Source organism: Phormidium sp. CCY1219, from assembly GCF_035615515.1.
Taxonomy (GTDB): domain Bacteria; phylum Cyanobacteriota; class Cyanobacteriia; order Cyanobacteriales; family Laspinemataceae; genus CCY1219.
In genome coordinates, this window is the sequence record NZ_JAJENT010000794.1 from 1 (window position 1) to 19,628 (window position 19,628).

At 51.6% G+C, this 19,628-nt stretch carries 14 protein-coding genes; 9 read left to right on the plus strand and 5 right to left on the minus strand.

All coding sequences use genetic code 11. The annotated features are described in order from the left end of the window. Positions 1-241: 241 nt before the first annotated feature. Entirely contained in the window at positions 242-1,105 is an 864-nt protein-coding gene (locus LKK83_RS24375; RefSeq protein WP_324634012.1) for an EI24 domain-containing protein, read from the plus strand. Between the two features lie 133 nt (positions 1,106-1,238). Further along, a complete protein-coding gene (locus LKK83_RS24380) occupies positions 1,239-1,463 on the plus strand; it encodes a hypothetical protein (protein WP_324634014.1) in 225 nt (74 codons plus the stop codon). Between the two features lie 153 nt (positions 1,464-1,616). On the opposite strand, the gene LKK83_RS24385 is transcribed toward LKK83_RS24380, so the two are convergent. Further along, positions 1,617-2,645, minus strand: a complete 1,029-nt coding sequence (locus LKK83_RS24385) for a TIGR00341 family protein (RefSeq protein ID WP_324634015.1) — start codon at positions 2,643-2,645, stop codon at positions 1,617-1,619. 904 nt (positions 2,646-3,549) lie between these two features. Here LKK83_RS24385 and smc point away from each other — a divergent pair. The 6 genes from smc (at position 3,550) to LKK83_RS24415 (ending at position 12,397) form a co-directional block, all read left to right on the plus strand. Further along, complete coding sequence (smc, locus tag LKK83_RS24390; protein ID WP_324634016.1) at positions 3,550-7,539, plus strand: chromosome segregation protein SMC; 3,990 nt, start codon at positions 3,550-3,552, stop codon at positions 7,537-7,539. Between the two features lie 52 nt (positions 7,540-7,591). Next, positions 7,592-8,584, plus strand: a complete 993-nt coding sequence (locus LKK83_RS24395; RefSeq protein WP_324634017.1) for a PRC-barrel domain-containing protein — start codon at positions 7,592-7,594, stop codon at positions 8,582-8,584. 501 nt (positions 8,585-9,085) lie between these two features. After that, positions 9,086-9,313, plus strand: coding sequence for an NAD(P)H-quinone oxidoreductase subunit L (gene ndhL, locus LKK83_RS24400; RefSeq protein ID WP_324634018.1), 228 nt, complete (start codon positions 9,086-9,088; stop codon positions 9,311-9,313). 299 nt (positions 9,314-9,612) lie between these two features. After that, the gene (locus LKK83_RS24405) at positions 9,613-9,933 is read left to right on the plus strand and encodes a DUF3007 family protein (protein WP_324634025.1); all 321 of its coding nucleotides are present in this window, start codon (positions 9,613-9,615) and stop codon (positions 9,931-9,933) included. Between the two features lie 108 nt (positions 9,934-10,041). Beyond that, positions 10,042-10,836: a tryptophan synthase subunit alpha gene (gene trpA, locus LKK83_RS24410; RefSeq protein ID WP_324634019.1), complete on the plus strand. Its 795-nt coding sequence runs from the start codon at positions 10,042-10,044 to the stop codon at positions 10,834-10,836. A gap of 325 nt (positions 10,837-11,161) precedes the next feature. Beyond that, a complete protein-coding gene (locus tag LKK83_RS24415; protein ID WP_442957364.1) occupies positions 11,162-12,397 on the plus strand; it encodes an HhoA/HhoB/HtrA family serine endopeptidase in 1,236 nt (411 codons plus the stop codon). 61 nt (positions 12,398-12,458) lie between these two features. Here LKK83_RS24415 and LKK83_RS24420 read toward each other — a convergent pair whose 3' ends face one another. The 4 genes from LKK83_RS24420 to LKK83_RS24435 form a co-directional block, all read right to left on the minus strand. After that, on the minus strand, positions 12,459-12,827 hold the full coding sequence (locus tag LKK83_RS24420) for a DUF760 domain-containing protein (protein ID WP_324634020.1): 369 nt from the start codon (positions 12,825-12,827) through the stop codon (positions 12,459-12,461). Positions 12,828-14,044: 1,217 nt separating this feature from the next. Then, on the minus strand, positions 14,045-15,733 hold the full coding sequence (locus LKK83_RS24425) for a serine/threonine-protein kinase (RefSeq protein ID WP_324634021.1): 1,689 nt from the start codon (positions 15,731-15,733) through the stop codon (positions 14,045-14,047). A 230-nt stretch (positions 15,734-15,963) separates the two neighbouring features. Further along, positions 15,964-17,298 (minus strand): NB-ARC domain-containing protein, encoded by a 1,335-nt coding sequence (locus LKK83_RS24430; RefSeq protein ID WP_324634022.1) that lies wholly within the window; start codon positions 17,296-17,298, stop codon positions 15,964-15,966. 473 nt (positions 17,299-17,771) lie between these two features. Beyond that, complete coding sequence (locus LKK83_RS24435; RefSeq protein ID WP_324634023.1) at positions 17,772-17,975, minus strand: hypothetical protein; 204 nt, start codon at positions 17,973-17,975, stop codon at positions 17,772-17,774. Positions 17,976-17,992: 17 nt separating this feature from the next. On the opposite strand from LKK83_RS24435, the gene LKK83_RS24440 reads away from it, so the two are divergent. Beyond that, a partial coding sequence (locus LKK83_RS24440; RefSeq protein ID WP_324634024.1) for a DUF4114 domain-containing protein occupies positions 17,993-19,628 on the plus strand: 1,636 nt, incomplete at its 3' end.

Here is a 19,628-nt window from a genome sequence, read left to right on the forward strand (position 1 = left end):
TATTGCCCACAGCCAGATGCAGCAGTTGAATTTCGCCGCAATGTAAAAAAATGTTAAGCAAGTGTGGGGTATTACCCCTTACTGTGCTAGAGTAGTTCCAGTAGATGCACCCTGATGGCAACGCCCGCTTTCCAAGTGGGCGTTTTTTTTATGGGGGAGTGGGTATTCTCGCATCAGACACCATCCCCCGATAGAATCAAGTCGGTGGTTGTCCCGAAGTGCTGCTCGCAAGCGTGATGTAATGGCACGAAAGCAAACTGGAAAAGCAAACTCGATATTGATGCAGGTCCTCGGAGGATTTGGACTAATTGCTGGTGCAACCTATCCGTTTCGATCGCTGCTGGTTTGGATCCAGAACCCGCATCTGCTCAATTTCGTTTGGGTGCCAATTTGGCTGAATGTGGGGGTGGGGATTGCTCTTTATGCGGGATTGCTGTTTCCGGGGTTGAACTGGATCGACGGGGCGATCGCTTCCCTGTCGGTTCAACTCGACTCCTTCATCGCCAGCTTACCCACATGGCTCAGTTTTATCGCGATTCTCGATAACTTTCTGGGAATTATCCTGCGAGTGCTGCTGGTGGGGTTGCTGCTGATTGCGACGGGATTTTTAATCGTGCAATTCGGGGCAATTTTGGGTGCGCCCTGGTACGGGCAACTCTCGGAACAGTTAGAACTGCAGCGAGTGGGGAAACTTCCCGCCGCAGAACCGCTTACTCCTTTTAGTATCGCGCGCGATATTTGGCGATCGCTGATGTTTGAAGTGAAAAAAATCGTCCTCGCCGCAATATTGGGGGCTTTTCTGGTTCCCTTGTATGGGATTCCCGGAGTGGGAACCGTCGCCGCTACCATTGGCGGAGTGGCGATCGCCGCTATTATTGTCTGTCTCGACTTTCTCGATGCACCTTTAGAACGTCGCCGCCTGCGCTTTCGCCGCAAATTGGCAATTGTTTTGCGCGCCCTTCCCGCCAGCGCCAGTTTCGCCGTCATCTGTTTGATACTCATCAGCATTCCCCTGCTCAATTTACTCGCAGTTCCGTTATGCGTTGCTTCCGGAACCCTGTTTTTTTGCGATCGCATTTGGCCAAAATTTCGCGAAAGAAACTAATTCGGGGTATGCTTGCAAAGAAAAAAACGCCTCGCCGAGAGGCGTTTTTTCCGGCGTCTCCATCAGTTTGATTGGGGCTATTTTTACTTTGCTTTAATCTAGAGGATGGAGACGCCCGAGACTGTCTGTAGTTGTGATAATTTCGATTTGCGATCGCGCTCATCAGCTTATCAATACCGGGGAAACCATGCTGGGATATCTCTGTTTTTCCACCATGCTAGAACCGGATGTTATGGAATATCCAGATAGTGGCAAAATCGGGGTGTTTGCCGGTTCCGCCCCGGGAGGCGCAAAGGAAACGCGAACGTTGAGTCGGTTTTTTCCCCATGATTCCCAGGTGAATTATTGGGAAGGGTAAGTATAAAATCGAAGCGGGCGATTGAAATACCGCCGTGGCAAGCTTGCGTCCGCCTACGCGGACTAATGTGTGACGCTTTGTGACTCATTGACTCGTTCCCAGGCTGACGCCTGATAACGAGACCAACGAGAACAATTTTTGTATAAAATTCGATTAAGCCATGTGAAAATTTTTCCACCACAAAATACTCACAACCAAAGCAGAAAGCAACCCAAACCAGATAAAATATGCAGCATTTGTGGTTTTTTGCGCTTTCGGAACTTCCCACCAGTTGCTCGGGCGAATATTTTGCACGGAAAAGGTGAGGACTCCGGCTAAATTGAGGCAAATTAAGTTAGTTAACACGAGCAAAAGGGAACCCACTGCTGCTTCCCATTGTCCGGAACCGAGCAACATTCCAAAAGTGACTACGGGAGGTAGTAATGCCACGGAAACCATGACTCCCACAATGGCATTGGTGATTCCCGAGGTAAAGGAAAATGCCCCGGCGATACCCGATGCTAACGCCAGGATAACATCAGAAACGTGTACGCTGGTTCGAGAGGCTATTTGCGGAATTTGTAAGCTGACGGGGATAAAAAATCCGACACAAATTGAAAATCCGAGAGCGAGAGAGATGCCAATACTGCCGACTTTTAATGCTTTTTTGGCTAGAGACATATCGGCGAGAGTGGTGGCGAGAGATAAAGCCATATTTGGGCCGAGTAAAGGGGCGATAACCATTGCGCCGATAATGATGGTTTCCTCATTGCGTAACAGACCGATCGCGGCGATGATGGTAGAGAGAAGCACCATTAACAGATGATTGGCGGTGAGACCTACGGCGCGATTGACATCTTCATAAAGTTCGTGACGGTTAATGCGCGATCGCTGCGGGTCTAATTCCACATCTGGCTTAATTTCCGTCAGATCCGGTGGCGTTTCCGCCGGCAATTCCGGGCGCGGAATTATCGCTTCCACCGCCATGACTACAATTTTAAAACCCTCTAAATCGGAAAAGCGCCGTTGTATTCTGTCGATCGCCGCTTCTGCTTCTTGAGAAGACATGAGAATTTTCACAATACTGCGATCGGCCCAAAGGTGAACTTGCCAAATACCGCGAATGGATTGGTCTTCCAGAACTTTTTCGATTTCATGGGCGTTTTCTTGCGGTAAAAACACTTCCAGTTGACGGAGACTCATGGGTTAAGAGGTTTGTGAAAAAAAACTAAAGGGGGAAGTAATAATCTAGCATTGTTACAGCATTCGCGCCCTAAGTCTATAGGTAGATATTCTCAGTCTCGTTCGGGGGAGCGATGGGCGATTGAAATACCGCTGTGGCAAAGTAACGAAAAAGCGCGCACTCTGAGAGAGTGAGGTGAACAAACTTACTTTGCCTACGCCGGCTAATTTAACACAGTTTTTTGACAAGCAAATTTTCTATTGTACCCTTGTTCCGGCATGCATGATGAAATGTAGAGAACATGGCATGCCACCTCTCTACAGGCGGTAGTTTTCTAAACAGCTCTCGATTGAAAGTCCGCGAAATCTCGAATTGTTTCACAGCTCAACCGGAAATATATTACTCTCGTCGTGTAGGGAAACGGTCGTGCTTTTCTCACTTATGTAGCGTTAGTTCCGGCTGGGGAAGAGGGACGCCAAATTTTAATCGTGCCGTTGCCATTGTTCGCATGTCACACCTCAATGGCTTTGCCAGCACTGCTACTGATGAGAGTGGCATTAGCGGGATGGATGGCCACAGAATTAACGGTATGCGAATAAGAATCGAAATCAGACCATTGCAATCGATACATTACCGCACATCGGATGTTTTTAGCTATTCTTGCGATATTGCCAACCAGGGTAGCCGTTTGACAGGGGGTTGGTGCGTGAGCCCCGGATTGGACTGGGGTGAAATTGCATCGGTGGGGGTCATGTATTTTACGGTGGGTGGTGGGTGATGGTGGGGGCAGTGTTGGGAGGCTCCAAGTGGGGGCGTAAGGTAGCACCCCCTTTCATCTGAGCGATCGCCGTGCTACTCTGTGAAGAATCGCTAAACTAGATTAGTAAGTCAACACCCGCGACTACCCGCCAACCCTCGACTGCGATGCTTCATATCAAGCGCCTAGAGCTGACGAACTTCAAATCCTTTGGTGGCACCACGGTCATTCCGGTGCTGCCCGGGTTTACCGTGGTTTCTGGCCCCAATGGTTCTGGAAAGTCCAATATTCTAGACGCTCTGTTGTTTTGCTTGGGCATTTCCACCTCAAAAGGAATGCGGGCGGAACGGTTGCCCGATTTAGTCAACCACAATCAAGCCCGCAGTCGCGGTACGGTAGAAGCCAGCGTTACCGTCACCTTTGACCTCGGCGAAAATTCCCCCTTTGAAGAAGAAGTGGTACCCAACGTGATGGACACCGTTTCCGTGGCGGAAGTGGCACCGGAAACCCCGATAGTAGAGGAAACTGCGCCAGAATCCCCAGACAGCGGCGCGCAGGCGGCGCAACTGCTGGCGGAAGTGACCCCGGAAACCCCGGTAGTGGAGGAAACTGCGCCCGAATCCCCAGACAGTGGCGCGCAGGCGGCGCAACTGCTGGCGGAAGTGACACCGGAAACCCCGGTAGTGGAGGAAACTGCGCCCGAATCCCCAGACAGTGGCGCAGAGGCGGAAGACGCCAGCGCGCCGGGGGAAGAGGAAGAGATTCGAGAGCAGGAAAATCCCGAACCGCAGGAGGGAAATGGCACAGTTGCGCCAGAGGCGGGGGAATCCGCCGTGGCGCAAGGGCCGGAAACGCCGGAATCGGAGAGTGAATCGAAAAATGAATGGAGCATTACCCGGCGACTGCGGGTGACGAAGGGGGGAACCTACACCTCGACCTACTATATGGATGGGGAACCCTGCACCCTGACGCAGTTACACGAGCAGATGAACCGCCTGCGGATTTATCCAGAAGGCTACAACGTGGTGCTGCAAGGGGACGTGACGGCGATTATCTCTATGAATGGTAGAGAACGGCGGGAGATTATCGACGAATTGGCAGGCGTGGCGGCATTTGACCGCAAAATCGCCCAAGCTAAGACTAAATTAGATGAAGTCAAAGAGCGTGAAGACCGCTGTCGGATTGTGGAAAAAGAGCTGACAGTGCAGTTAGAGCGCTTGGCGAAAGACCGGGCGAAAGCGGAGCAATATCAAAAGCTGCGCGGCGAGTTGCACGAGAAAGAGCAGTTGGTGGCGGTGTTGAATTATCGCTTGCTGAAGCAACAAAGCTGGAAACTGCGCGAGCAAATCGAAGCGGGCGATCGCTTCATCAGTGAATTGCGAAACCAGATTACCACCATCAGCGGCGACATCCAAAAAGCTAGTAGTCATTTAGAAGAACTCAACGCCAAGGTCAAAGCTCTCGGCGAAGAAGAACTCATAGCCCTGCAATCTTCCCTCGCGACCCAAGAAGCTCAAGAGCGACAACTGCAGCAACGACAGCAAGAACTGGAAAGCGCCCGCGAACAAACGCGAAGTGCATTAGCACAAAATCAGCAAGAAGTCAAGGAGCTTCAAGAAAATTTACAAAAGCGGGAAGAAGAGCGGGAATTAGAGAAAAAAGCGATCGCCGCCGTACAGCAGAATCGGGACGAGACCCAGAAACTGCTGCAGGCGAAGCGCGAACAAGCCAGCGCGATCGCCGCCGCCTCGGAAGAATGGGTGCAGCAGCAAACCACCCTGCACCGGCAAATCGAAACCTTGCAAAAAACCCTCGACCCCCAGCGCACGGAACAAGCCCGCTTGAGCGAGCGACGGGGACAGTTGCTCGAAAAAATTGCCGAGCAAGAACAAACCCACGCGCAAAGCCAGCAAGAACTGAGCCAGAAAAAGCTAGCCCTGAGCGAACTCGATCGGCGGCACAAGGCGGCGATCGCAATGGTTCAATCCCTCGCGGAAAAATTAGCCGCCGCCGAAGAAGAACTGCAAGTGCAGCAAGAGACGCAAAAAAGGCTCCTGGAAGAACAACGCTCCAAACAGCGGCGCTTAGATAAACTCGAAGCCCAAACCCAAGCCATGCAAGAAGCCAGCGGTACGGGAGCCAGCAAAATTATCCTGCAAACCGGCATTCCGGGGGTGTGCGGCGTAGTGGCGCAATTGGGACGAGTAGACCCGCACTATCAGCGCGCCCTGGAAACCGCCGCCGGCGGGCGGTTGGGATTTGTGGTGGTAGAAGATGACAAAGTAGCCGCCGCCGCGATCGAACTGCTGAAACAAAAACGCGCCGGTCGAGCCACGTTTTTACCCTTAAACAAAATCAGACCGCCGCGATTTTCCCCGATGGATGCCCTGCGAAATGCCCCGGGATTTATCGATTATGCGGTAAACCTGATCGAATGCGATCGCCCCTACCTGCAGGTGTTTGCCTATGTTTTCGGCAGCACCGTCGTCTTCGAAACCTTAGATTTAGCGCGCTCTTTTTTAGGCAAAGCGCGCATCGTCACCTTAGACGGAGAACTGCTCGAAACTAGTGGAGCTATGAGCGGCGGGAGTTATTCCCATCGGTCTACCTTGCACTTCGGCACCGGTAGCAGCAGCGACTCGGAAGAAACCACCGCCTTGCAAGAGCGGCTCGAACAAATCGAAGCCGTGTTAGAATCGTGCAGCTTTGCGATCGCCAACGCCACCGCCGAAGTCAAACGGCGATCGGGCGAATTAATGGAAGCCAAGCAGCAGCAGCGAGAGCTACAGCTATTTTCCGAGCAACTCCACAAAGAAATTGGCACCCTGCAAACCACCGGCGAGCAGTTGCAGCAGCAATTGGTCAAAAATCGCCAAGAATTGGTCAAAGCCGAAGCCCAATTACAGCAATTAGCCGCCGAAGTGCCCGCCCAAGAGACCCAGTTGCAGCAGTTGCGCCACGCTTTAGCCGCAATGGAAGAATCCGGGCAAAATCGCGAATGGCAGGAAATCCAGGCCCAGGTGCGCGACCTCGAAACCCAGTCGCAAGAGTGGGAACAGTCCCTCAGTGCGGCACAGTTGCGCTTGCAAGATTTAGGCAATCAGCATCAGCGCATCGAGGAGAAAATCCACGAGGCGAAACAGCGCGCCGAAGGGTTGAGCCAGCACGAAAACCAATCCAAGGAGAGCATCGCTCAGGTGGAGGCTCAGCTCAAGCAAATCGGCGATCGCCTCGCCCAAACCCGTCAGGGGTTAGAAGAAATCGAAGCCAAACTGGGAACCGAAAAAGAAATGCGCGATCGGGCAGAAGCTAAATTGCGCGACCTGCATCTGGGCCGACAGCAGCTCGAATGGCAACTGCAAAAGCTGCAAGAAACCCAACAGGGGCGGCGCGAGCAATTGGCAGCCCTGAATGAAGAACTGCAACAGAAAGCCGCCGAATTGCCCGATCCGCCGCCCAAGGTGCCGGACAACATGGAGAATCGGTTGGCGAGCGAGGTGCAAGAACTGCAAAAAGAGGTGCGATCGCTGCAAAAACGCATTACCGCAATCGAACCGGTGAACATGCTCGCCCTGGAAGAATACGACAGCACCCAAACCCGCCTGCAGGAACTCAGCCAAAAACTCTCCACCCTGGAAGGAGAGCGCACCGAAATCCTCCTGCGGATCGAAAACTTCACCACCTTGCGACTGCGCGCTTTCCAAGAAGCATTCGATGCAGTCAATGAAAACTTTAAAACCATTTTCGAGGAACTCTCCGAAGGAGATGGCTTCCTGCAACTCGATGACGAGTCTGACCCCTTTAGCAGCGGCCTGAATTTGGTCGCTCACCCGAAAGGTAAGCCCGTCAAGCGTTTGGCCTCTATGTCCGGTGGGGAAAAATCCCTCACTGCCCTCAGTTTTATCTTTGCCCTGCAGCGCTATCGCCCCTCGCCGTTTTACGCATTTGACGAGGTGGATATGTTCCTCGACGGGGCAAATGTGGAACGATTAGCTAAAATAATTAAACAGCAGGCAAATGTTGCTCAGTTTATTGTAGTCAGTCACAAAACGCCGATGCTAAAACTAGCCTCGCGCGTTATTGGCGTGACGCAAGCCCGAGGAGCCTATACGCAAGTTATCGGACTCCAACTCGACGAGAAGAGTAACGTGTTGTGATTTTATTTTCAAGTAATATTAAAGAGAATTCGCTATCGGGATTCAACTTAGAATGACATCTGAACAAATCCGTCTCCGCTCCGATTTATTAAATACCCAAGTCATCACCCGCACCACCGGCAAGCGCCTGGGAGTGGTCAAAGAGCTATTGGTAGACATCGATCGCCGACAAGTCGTGGCTCTCGGTCTGCGCGATAACCTTCTCTCTGTGGCGGGAATGCCCAGGTTTATGCTGCTCAGCAGCATTCAGCAAATTGGTGACGTGATCTTGGTTGAAGATGAAGACGTTATAGAAGATATTGACGTTGATGCCTACAGCAGGTTGATCAACAGTGAAGTGATTACCGAAACCGGCGAGCTGTTGGGCAAGGCGCGCGGGTTTAAGTTTAACGTAGAAACCGGGGAAGTGGTTTCCCTGGTGATTGCCTCCTTGGGATTGCCCCAAATTCCCGAACAAGTGCTGAGCACTTACGAATTGCCCGTGGAGGAAATCGTCAGCAGCGGTCCGAATCGATTGATCGTGTTTGAAGGCGCAGAAGAACGTCTCTCCCAGCTTAGTGTGGGCTTTTTAGAGCGTCTCGGCATCGGCGAACCGCCTTGGGTGCGCGATGAGGAAGAGTCTTTAATCATGCCGACGGCTAAACCGGAAAATCAGCTTCCCACCGGCATCTCGACTCCCGCTAGCGAACCTTTGCGCTCTCCCGCCCGTGTGGCGGAAGAAGTCTGGGATGAGGATGAAGTTTGGGAGCAACAGCAACCCGAACCCCTACGTCAGCCGGCTCGAGAACCCATGTATTACGAAGACGACATGGAAGAAGATAACTGGAGCGAAACCACCGCTCGCGATGTCTATGACACCGATTATGTGGAAGACTACGCGGAGGTTTACGAGGAGCCAGAATATGTGGAGGACTACGAATACGAGAATAATGTAGAAGCCGATGCATGGGCAGAGGAAGAAGCGGAAACTCCCTATACTCCCCCGCGCGTTAACATCCCCGAAAAAACCAAAACTCCCGAATACGAAGAAGAACCGGGTTACTAATCGCGATCGCGCTTGTTGGGGGTTATTCCTTGCACTTTCTCGCAATCGCGCGGCAATAGTGCTGGGCTGGCAAGGATTACAAAAATATTTTGCTATAACTTGGCAACTATTGCAGGCACTCTCCGGGTGCCTTTTTTTTGGCAAAAATTGGCGAATTGCAAATTAAAAATTAGAAATACTCTCGGTCTTCTCGTTTCTTCTCATTCCGAGCATGTGCGGGGAATGGGCTATTTGAGGCTCTGCCTCCAAATAACCCCAAATAACCCCAAATAGCCCCGCACCTGAGAAGGGTGGGGCTAAATTCGGACCGAAGCTCTGACTACGCGGGCTAATTTCTCTGGTTGCAAATAGTTTGGAGGGCACGGCAGGGTTACAATAAAAAGACGAAGCGATCGCTGTTTTGAACTGGTGGCCGCAGGTTGCCCTGGGGGAACCGGTGGCCAGAGAAGGGCGATCGCGTTCTATCCCGTGAAAAAAACCGTTTGAATTTGTAAAAAGCCGATGCTAGACCAAACCACAATCGTTCTGCTATTGTATGTCATTTTAGCGGGAACTTACCTGCTCGTGGTTCCGTTAGCCCTTTATTTTTACCTAAAAAACCGCTGGTATGTGGCGAGTTCTTTCGAGCGCGCTTTCATGTACTTTTTGGTGTTTTTCTTCTTCCCCGGTATGTTTGCCCTGGCTCCATTTTTGAATTTTCGACCCAAGCGACGGGAAATTGAAGCCTAGAGCAAATCCCACCTAAAAGGGGAAAGGATGAAGCATTAAGAATGAAAAATCAAGAATGAAGGAAAAGGAGCGATGGGGAAATGACTCGGTTAAAATCGTTACTGGCACGGAGCGGGGAACGGTTTGTGGCGAGGGATTGGATTTCCCTGTTTGTTACTCGTTTGCAGGTTTAATTCTGGGAAGGAGTCGTAGCTTTATGAGGAAAATCGTTTCTTTTTCGGGAGTCTGGGTTTGACATTCTGAGTTTCAACTTTCCCCTTTTAAAAGTTGTGGTGAATAGTGGAATAATGGGGGCGATGATGAGAAGAATTGATGCGATTGGAATTGGGTTGGGAATTTTTATTGCGGGTGGTGCATTATATTTGGGATTGCAAGTTGCCGGACTCGATAGCATAACGGCGGGGATTTGGAGCCAAGTGCTGTTGGTGGGGGGTGTAGTGGGTTGGTTGCTCACCTATTTATTCCGAGCGGTGAGCGGAAAGATGACCTATCACCAGCAGGTGCGGGATTACGAAAATGCGGTATTAGAGAAGCGCTTAGAAGAACTGAGTCCGGAAGAACTGGAGAAATTGCAAGCAGAAATCGAAGCAGAAAAGCGCGCCAAAGAAACGGGAAAATGAAACAATAGAGAATCTCTCGGGGATGATTGTGGGTAGAGCGCGTACGGGCGCGAAACTGCAAGACATTCGCGAGAGGGAGTGAATCAAATAGCCTAGGTAAATTAAGCCATGACATCGGTTTCCCAGTGCTTTAAGTCCCTGCGCGATCGCCAGCAGTGTGCTTTTATTCCGTTTATCACCGCCGGCGATCCAGATTTAGAGACCACCGCCAAAGCGTTGCGCGTATTAGACGATCGGGGTGCAGATTTAATCGAACTTGGGGTACCCTATTCCGACCCCCTCGCCGACGGACCGGTGATTCAAGCGGCGGCGACTCGTGCGTTACAACGGGGAACCCGCTTGGAACAGGTATTAGAGATGGTCAGGGAGGTTAGCCCCCAGATAAAAGCGCCGATTATTTTATTCACCTATTACAATCCGATTCTCAAGCGAGGATTGTCAGCCTTTTTCACCGCAGCAGCGAAAGCGGGGGTGCGGGGGTTAGTGGTACCGGATTTGCCCCTGGAAGAATCGGAAAAGGTGCTAGAGGTTGCCGATAAGCAGGGGATAGAGGTAATTTTATTAGTAGCCCCCACCAGTCCGGTAGAACGGCGAGAGGCGATCGCCCGTCAGTCGCGTGGATTTATTTATTTAGTCAGCGTCACCGGGGTAACGGGGATGCGGTCCGGGTTGCAATCGCGGGTGGAGGAACTACTCGAACAAATGCACCAAATGACCGACAAACCGATTGGGGTAGGATTTGGGATTTCCTCCCCCGAGATGGCGCGTCAGGTGAAAGCGTGGGGGGCAGATGGGGTGATTGTGGGCAGTGCGTTTGTGAAACGGTTGGCAGATGGGACGCCAGAGTCAGGATTAGCCGCGATCGCCGAATTTGCCGAGGCGCTCAAATCAGCGATCGGCTAGCCGGAAAATCCAGGGAAGCGGACAACGGCGCTAACGAGTTAATTTTCCCGGATTTTCCCCCCAGGGAGCGCTGACTTAACAAAATCTTTCGGTTTGGAACCGGGGGAATGGCGATGTTAAACCGTGGGATTGGGCTAGACTAAAAATTAAGCGATCGCGAAAAATTCGCCCAGGGAGTTGAAGAGGGTAGCGAGAGGAACCCATCCGTTCACCGCCTCCATCCGCCCCTGCGACTTTCCGAGCGGCATTGAGGAGCGATCGCCGATCCTTTCCTTCCCCGGTCTGCCATTGGACGCACCGGTCTGTTTTTAACGGGCAAACACCTATGATGAGTAGAGTATTCAATCGGCTGAGTCTCGGGGCGATGTTGCTCGCCCTCGGCGGCGGTGTAGGAATCGCGGGCAGTCGCTACATAGAAGCGGACAATCGGCAGTGGAAGGGGGGTGCGGCGGTACCCGTGGTGCTACAACCCGGGGCAGAGAATGCCGATGAGACGCGCGACATTGAGCCATCCGCCACCGTAGCGGTTCTCAATCGCCCACCGATGAGCCGCAATTTTATCGCCGTAGCGGCAGCACAAGTCGGTCCGGCGGTGGTAAAAATTGAGGCGATACCAACTCAGATAGAGGAACCAGACAACGGCTTAACGCCCCCATTTTTGCCGAAATTGTTTGGGGAAGAAATGCCCCCGGGCAGAACTCCGATACCGCGCGGGAGTGGGTCGGGGTTTATTATTCACGACGACGGTGGAATCCTCACCAACGCTCATGTGGTGGGGAAAAGCGAAGTGGTGCGAGTGAAGCTCAAGGATGGGCGGGAATTTGAGGGAAAGGTGGTGGGAAGCGATCCGCTGACCGATGTGGCGGTGGTGAAAATCGAGGCGGAGAAACTGCCGGATGTGAAGTTAGGGAAAGCGGCAGATTTGGTTCCGGGACAGTGGGCGATCGCGATCGGGAATCCGTTAGGGTTGGATAATACGGTGACGGTGGGGATTATCAGCGCCACCGGGCGATCGAGTTCGCAAGTGGGGATTCCGGATAAGCGAGTGCGCTTCATCCAAACCGATGCGGCGATTAACCCCGGCAATTCTGGCGGGCCGCTGATTGATGACCGAGGGCAGGTGATTGGGATGACCACCGCCATTCGCGCTGACGCCCAAGGGTTGGGTTTTGCCATTCCCATCGAGACGGCGCAACGGATTGCCAATCAGTTATTGACCGACGGTCGAGCGTCCCATCCCTTTTTAGGGATTCAAATGGTGGACGTGACGCCAGAGGTGCGATCGCAACTGGAACAGAACAACCTAACCCTGCCCGACGCGGCGAGGGTAGCGATCGTGGGGGTATTGGAGAACACCCCAGCGGAAAAAGCGGGTTTGCGTCCTGGGGATGCGATCGAGCAAATTAATGGCATCGAAATTTCCAGCGCCGCCGACGTGCAGGATGTGGTAGAAGCGAGTGAAGTGGGAGAACTGCTGCAAGTGCAAATTAACCGCCAGGGTCAGATCCAAAGCATTGGCATCCGCCCTGGTGCATTTCCAAGCCAGGGGATGATGAATTAGACGGCGGTGAAGCAGGCGATCGCCCAATGGACGCTTTGACCCCCAGCGCTGAGGGAGTCGTTTACCAGCCGTCTGAGTCGGCATCAGCGCCACCTGCATCGCGATTCAACGAACCGGCCTGAGATAAGTGTTCGTCCAGATGCATCCGTTGTTCCATCTTGTGCAGGAAATAGCCCGTCATCATCGCCGATGCCAACAGACCCGCTAAATTTTCCCGGTTGGTGGTCACTTGCACTTCAAAATTCTCAGACGGTAACACTCCCACCAGTCCTTGGACGTTTTGAGAAATGATTTCTTTAATTTCCGGGCTGACGGATTTAGCAACCCGCGCCAACACCTCCGGGGGCTGGTGCTGTAGGTAGTCCAGCAGAGAGTTGGCATCTACATTATTGTCATCGTTGGAATTGAAAAAATCAGGTTGATAAACCATGTGGCTCCTAAGTAGCTGAGGTGCTTACTTTCTACTTTAAACCATAGGGCTAGATTGACGCTTCCTCTGAAAGTCAAGATTTGCAATTTAGATGCTAGGCTAGTTTATTTACCAGAGTTTAGCAGAGTTGTCAACCCCAGAAGGGTGAAAAATTCCGAAACCACAAGATTCGATGGCCGATGACACCCCAAGCGGAAACCAACCCCCAGAAAAATTTCCTGGGTGGGTTGACTTTGGCAAAAATATGGTTCATAATGATTCTGCTGTACCGAAAAAGGGGGTTCCCACAGGGTAAATCTGTGGTATCCTAGGAAGGGTGAAAAAAACACCCGTTGGGCTGAAACCAACCTAAAGTCGGCGAAATCCGGCGGCCAACTTTCGGGAACAGCACGGCGATCGCCCGAGGGAAATCCCGGGGAAGTGCGATCGCGACCCAACCAACTCTAAGGGGGCGTGGCGGAATGGTAGACGCTACGGACTTAGAAAACTGAGCCTTAGTGGAGAAATCCATTAAGTGACCGCTCTCAAATTCAGGGAAACCTAAGTCTGGGTAACAGATAGGGCAATCCTGAGCCAAGCCGAAATCTCGGAAGGTGCAGAGACTCGACGGGAGCTACCCTAACGTCAAGCCGAGGGTAAAGGGAGAGTCCAATTCTCAAAGCCAACTGGCAGCAGCGAAAGCGGCGAGAGAATGAAAATCCGTTGACCGTAAAAGGTCGTGTGGGTTCAAGTCCCACCGCCCCCATCAACCACAAAAATAGCTTGTAGGGTGGGCACCGCCCACCCTACTACTGTTCAACCACAAAAATAGCTTGTAGGGTGGGCACCGCCCACCCTACTACTGTCATGTTTTGAATCGCAAAATAGGGTGATTCCCACCAAATCCGGGCTAACCCGCTGGGGAATGTTTCTTGTAGAGACGCCGATTTATCGCGTCTCCCGATTTATCGCGTCTCCCCGGTTATTATACCCACCGTTTTCACCGAGCTAAAAGAGCGATCGCCCTCCACCCCTGGCCATTTCGATCGCCGCCAAACCTGTAGGCAGGCAATGGCCACCCTAAAGGATTTTATCACATAGAAGCTAAATTGTCAAGGTCATTGGTGGACTTGCGATCGGCCAATCCTGAGCAACTGCCCGTCAGCAGTAGACAAGGCGTTTTGTAGAAAATCGTGAGGGAGAGAGTTGCGGGGGAAAGGCAATAGTGGAACATTTTACTATAATAAATCGGCCTCTTGCAAGCGTTGTCTTGCCAGAGTTCGCCAAAGTCGCACATCTGGATTGCTGGATTCGCCTTCCCAACAATTTTGCCATCGATCCAGGGCGTTTTCTCGCTCACCTTGCACTTCGAGAACCTGGGCCAACAGACAGTAAGCATCGGTGCGATTTTCGTTCAAGGCGATCGCTTGTTGCAAATGAGTTTGGGCGCGATCGTAATCCGCTTGCATCCAATAAGCCCACCCGAGGTTTTTATGTAAAGCTGACTTAACCTTAGATGTATCAGTTTTTTGCACCCCTTGCAAGCTCAAGGCGATCGCCTTATTCGGGTCAGCATTCAAAATTCGCAATCGCGCCCAATTGCTTAGGGCGCTAACCGCCAGAGGACTTTGCGATCGCGCCACCAATTCATATTCCCTTTCCGCCCCCTCCAAATTCCCCGCCCCATCGTAAAATCCCGCCAAATTGTAACGCGCCAGCGAATTTTCCGGTTCCAGTTCTAGCGCCTTATTGTAATTCAACACCGCACACTCCGCCTGACTTTGCAACTCGCAAATTCGCCCCAAATTGTTATAAACCCGAGAATCGCTAGCATCAAACTGCAACGACTTTTCATAATAACGTTTCGCCCGTTGCAATTCTCCCTCCCGATGCGCCGACCATGCCACTTGATAATAATACTGCGCCTGCACCGGAAACGACAATGGATAGACCGCGCCCACCGTCAACAATCCCATCAGCGCATATTTAAACTGCGGAGAATTGAGCGCCCGTTGCACGCTTTTGAGCAATAGACCTTTCCGCGTCAAATCGCGCAAAATAACCCTAGTATTTTGCGGTCGATTAGCAGGAATAAACTCCATCAATTCATCAATAAAATCTGCCAGCGGGCGGGAAACTTGTGGGGCTTGGTTTCGCCAAATCAACTGCCCGGTTTTAGCATCCGTGGGCAGTTGCGAAGGAGACTTGCCAGTCAGCAAATAGACAAAAGTGCGCCCGAGGGCAAAAAAATCTGATTGCGGTAAGGCTTTCCCTTCGATTTGTTCCGGGGGCGTGTACCCCCCAGAAATCACCGTGGTGACATCCAGTTGTCCCTTAATTTTGGCCAAATAAGTCGAAGTAATCGCTCGCACGCTGCCCAAATCAATCAACACTAATTTTCCATCTGGTTTGAGCATGATATTAGAGGGTTTAATATCGCGATGAAAAAATTGTTGACCATGCAGGATATCGAGAATTTCGATGCATTGCCTCAGCCATTGGAGCGCCAGATTTGAAGAAAGCGGACCGTGATGGGCGATGTACTGGTCTAAATTTTTTCCCTCAATTTTTTCCATTACCAGACAATGCAGGGGTTGAGACTGATTGGCGGGAGTGAAGGTAAAATAGTCATCGAATTCCACTGTGGGGATTCCCGGATGGTTCAGTTCTTGCAAGGTCATTGCTTCTCGTTCAAAGCGCTCAACCAGTTCTGGGCGATGAGATTTTAAGATTTTCATCACTTTTAGACTGTGGTCGCGATCGCTAACTTCAAAAATCTCCGTGTAATAATAGGTATTCAGTGGGCGCAGGGGTTGAAGCAGTCGATAGCGATCGCGCACCAGCAGTGGAGTGCCGCAGCTTTTACAGCAGTCCATTTCTTCGGGATTTTCTCGATTTTTGCAGTCAGGATTAATACAGTAAATCACATATTTTTAACCTTAAATTTTACTCGTTCCTAGGCTAAGCCTAGGAACGCCATCCCCGAGGCTCCGCCTCCCCCCATTGGCTAAATAAAATCCTTGCCAGAATGTCTTAATTCGGGTCGAACGTGAGGCAGTTTCCCGTGACGCTTTCCGGAAAAAGCACTACGGCGATAATTGCCATCAACTTATTGCCGAACTGAAGAACGAGCGGGGAAATTTATTGCGCGATCGCGTTAAGGGAGGCGGGCATATTTTTTCACATACTTGTTAATGACGGGTTGCAGGGTAAATAAAGTTTCATGGGTGTGCTGATGTTTGAAGGTTTCGATGAGCGATCGCCCGCTGAGGGCTTCTAAATGTTCGATAAGCTCCGAGGTACCAATCGTGGTGCCTAATGCCTCTCGCAGGGTTTGAATGGAAAGCGGGTGGCTATCTTTGGCCAAACAGAGGAGAATTTCTTTTTGGATGGGTGACAAGCGATTGAACTGCTGTTCGAGAATTTCAATAAATAGGTCAGAAAGCAGCAAGGTTTGGCATTCGATGTATTCATCTACATTGCGATTAAAGACTTCTTGAATGGTGGTGGCGACCATGCGTAAGGCCAAGGGATTGCCGCGATAATCGTGAATGAGTTGGTGCCAGTTGGATTGGCTACCGGTGAGCTGCTTTTCTTGGAGTAGTTTTTCAGCTTCTGAGCGTTCCAATCCTGCTAATTTTAACAAGCGAACCGATTGGCTGGGACTGGCAAGTAGAGAGATTTCGCGCGGTTTTTCTTGGGCGAGAGCGATCGCGCAACTGTGATGGGGAATTTCGCCGATGCGTCGCAGCAAGTCGCCATAAGGTTCGTATCCGGATTGATAGCGACCATAGCGATCGCCCGGTTGCAAAATTGCCTCCAAATCATCGAGAATCAGCAGACAGCGAAACCGACGAAAATAGTCGAGAATTTGGGAGATAGTTTCCGCTACGTCTGAGGAGCGATCGGTTGTATTGGGGTCGCAGAAAAACGCGAGTAAATCGGCGAGAAATTCTTCTATGGGGGGAGAATTTCGCAAACTGCGCCAGATGATAAAATCGAATTCCGGTTCTAGTTGTTTGGCCAACTTTACCGATAGGGCAGTTTTGCCAATTCCTCCCATTCCGAGAAGTGCTATTAATCGGCATTTTTCCTCCAGAATCCATTCGGTTAGGGTCTGCAGTTCTGCGGCGCGCCCGTAAAATACCGACAAATCCGGTGCTTCCCCCCAATCTTGGCGGGGCGGGATGCAGGCGAAATTGATGCAGGAGTCAGCGTCAGGGGCGATCGCTTGACAGTCGTGATAGCGCGATTGTACGAGTTGTTGAAGCTTGGCCAGTTTTACTGGTCCTTTACCTTGGATTTGGAATTTTTGATAGACTTGACTGAGGCGCTGACGAACCGCTTCCGGTCGGATATCGAGTTGCGCGGCGATCGCGATCGCATCTAGACCGTTGAGTGCCAGGACAAACGCCTCCCGTTCCGCTTTAGACAGGTGGTGCGCGTACGCTTCGGCATTCAGAAACTCTTCAAAGTGGGAATCGATGGGCATACTCGGTTACTTACGTTTATCAGAAATTGGCTAATTTTATAGTCTATTCGTTCACCCTTTCCCTCCTCTAATTGTACTGCAAGCCTCCTCATTTCGGCTGCCAAACCCCCTTTCTCCATTTTCTTATTCATGTAAGGTCACGCGGGTTGGTACCACCCCCACATCAGGTGCATTACCCCCCGTACCCCATCAATCAATGGATCCTGCACCCAATTGACACCGCCCGGTGACCCATCGGCAGACAAGCCCCCGTAGGGTGCGTCACCCCCCGGAGGCCATCAATGAACCGTGCCACCCACTTGACTCCGGGGGGTAACGCACCGACAGCGCAATCAGCGGTGCCAGAAAATGTAACATTTCTTTACATTTTGCCTCATCCTTTGGCTGGGCTGGTTGAGAGGGCGATCGCACTGGGAGGCCGAGGAAAACTTAGATGAGGCTATTGACATCTTGATTGAAAGCAGAGAAAATAATTACTTGACTAAGGATTTAGCGAGGGGTAAATCAGATGGCAGGAGTGGGCAATCTACCGTGCCGGAGAGGTTGCCATTGGGCGATCGCCTTTCGAGCCGTAATGGACCGGCAGCAGTAAGATGGGATTGGCGATCGCCACTGCCAGCTTGCAGGCTGAAACGGTGAGAATGTCCTGCCATTTGTCCCGATCGGGCATCTATCATTGAGGAGCAATTTCTCCATGTTTAATTTGTTTTTTGGGTGGACAAAACTAACGGCGGCTGTGGGTTTCAAACCACGGGAAAAAACGGCCAAACGATATCGGGGACGAGCCATGCGCCTGGAGGAAATGAGAACTCCCAGCGCGATCGTGCCGGTAGAGGATACCGAAACCGCAGATGACGCCGGATTTGAGGAAGTTGAATCAGAGTTGCTCACAGATGAGAGCGGGTCTGAAGAAGAATTATCCGGAGAAGAATTCGACACTACAGAGAATGCGGATTCCACAGCCGAAAGTGGAGAAGAAAGCATCATTCCCGAGGAAGAGTTAGAAGAGCTTCCTTTTATTGATGGGGAAGGGGAAGAAAGCGATATAGAAACCAGCGATAGCGACGGCGAGAGTGAGGCAGTTGCCGATGTTCCGGAAAACGGCGAGAGCGGGGATGAAGAGGTAGAAGACACTGCTGCGATCGACCCCGAGTCCGAAAGTGAGAATAGCGCCGGGGATGAAACGGAAATTGTTTCCAATAACGATACCGAAGCGAGTGAGAACCCGCAGGCGGAACTGACAGAGCCAAGCTCAGACGCCGATTCAGAGTCAGAGACCCAAAGCGATGAAACGGGCACACCGGAAGCAACCAGCAGCGACGAACCGGAGACCGTAGGCACAGAAGGGGATGAAACCGCTGCTGATGACTCGGATATCGCAGAGAATAGCAGCAAGGCGTCTGAAAGTGAGGATAGCGAAGCGCTGCCAGAAGCCACAACAGAGAACACCTCCGACAACAGCGAAAATGAGGGAACGGAGGACAGCGAAGAAACTACCGATAACGATACCGCTGCCAGCAACGAAACCGATACAGAAGACAGCGAACTGGTAGCCGATGCAGAATTAAGCAATCCGCAACCGAAATTCGATGTCGGCACTTTCAAAGTGGGACAAACCGGCACAGTCCAGATGGATTACCTGTATGATGGCGGCGGATATGGGAAAGGAGAAGTTGCCTTCGTCAGTATGGCAGGGATGGAAGAACTCGACCCCAAATCCGTGGAATTTATCCGAGAAGCGGCTACTCGCGCTGCCAGTAATTCCGAACTAGGTCATACGGTGATTAGCGACAGTACCGACGCCGCGCGGTTTACGGGTAACTTAGGCGAACGCGATTGGAACTTCGGCGAATATCAGGGTGTGAAAACCGTCTCCATGCGACCTGGGGATGAGTTTTTCATCATGTTAGTGCCGAATGGAAAAGTGCAGGATGTGTTAGACAATCCCAGTGCCGAGGGTGCCATTCGTCCCCTATTTTCCTTTGCCACAGCCAACCCAGATGATGCGTATCATGTGGGACAAATTAGCGATGTGACTGGAGAGGGGAATACATTTGCGATCGAAGATTTGCGGGTAGATACCGGAACCGACAAAGACTATAACGATATCGTCTTACAAATTCGGGGAGCTAAAGGAACCGCCCCCCTGATGGATGATGTGGTTGCTGAGGGGAAAGACTGGCGTACCACCGAACTGGGTCGAGAGTTAATTGATTACGTCACACAGGAGGGGGATAATGGAGAAGGCGATCGGGAAGACCCCATTGATGATGAAATAATCGGGGAAGATGACCCCATCGATGAGGAAGACCCCATTGATGATGAAATAA

Coding starts and splice junctions, on each gene's coding strand:
- LKK83_RS24375 (WP_324634012.1), top strand. CDS start 242: ATGGCACGAAAGCAAACTGGAAAAGCAAACTCGATATTGATGCAGGTC.
- LKK83_RS24385 (WP_324634015.1), bottom strand. CDS start 2,645: ATGAGTCTCCGTCAACTGGAAGTGTTTTTACCGCAAGAAAACGCCCAT.
- smc (WP_324634016.1), top strand. CDS start 3,550: ATGCTTCATATCAAGCGCCTAGAGCTGACGAACTTCAAATCCTTTGGT.
- LKK83_RS24395 (WP_324634017.1), top strand. CDS start 7,592: ATGACATCTGAACAAATCCGTCTCCGCTCCGATTTATTAAATACCCAA.
- ndhL (WP_324634018.1), top strand. CDS start 9,086: ATGCTAGACCAAACCACAATCGTTCTGCTATTGTATGTCATTTTAGCG.
- LKK83_RS24405 (WP_324634025.1), top strand. CDS start 9,613: ATGAGAAGAATTGATGCGATTGGAATTGGGTTGGGAATTTTTATTGCG.
- trpA (WP_324634019.1), top strand. CDS start 10,042: ATGACATCGGTTTCCCAGTGCTTTAAGTCCCTGCGCGATCGCCAGCAG.
- LKK83_RS24415 (WP_442957364.1), top strand. CDS start 11,162: ATGATGAGTAGAGTATTCAATCGGCTGAGTCTCGGGGCGATGTTGCTC.
- LKK83_RS24420 (WP_324634020.1), bottom strand. CDS start 12,827: ATGGTTTATCAACCTGATTTTTTCAATTCCAACGATGACAATAATGTA.
- LKK83_RS24430 (WP_324634022.1), bottom strand. CDS start 17,298: ATGCCCATCGATTCCCACTTTGAAGAGTTTCTGAATGCCGAAGCGTAC.
- LKK83_RS24435 (WP_324634023.1), bottom strand. CDS start 17,975: ATGATAGATGCCCGATCGGGACAAATGGCAGGACATTCTCACCGTTTC.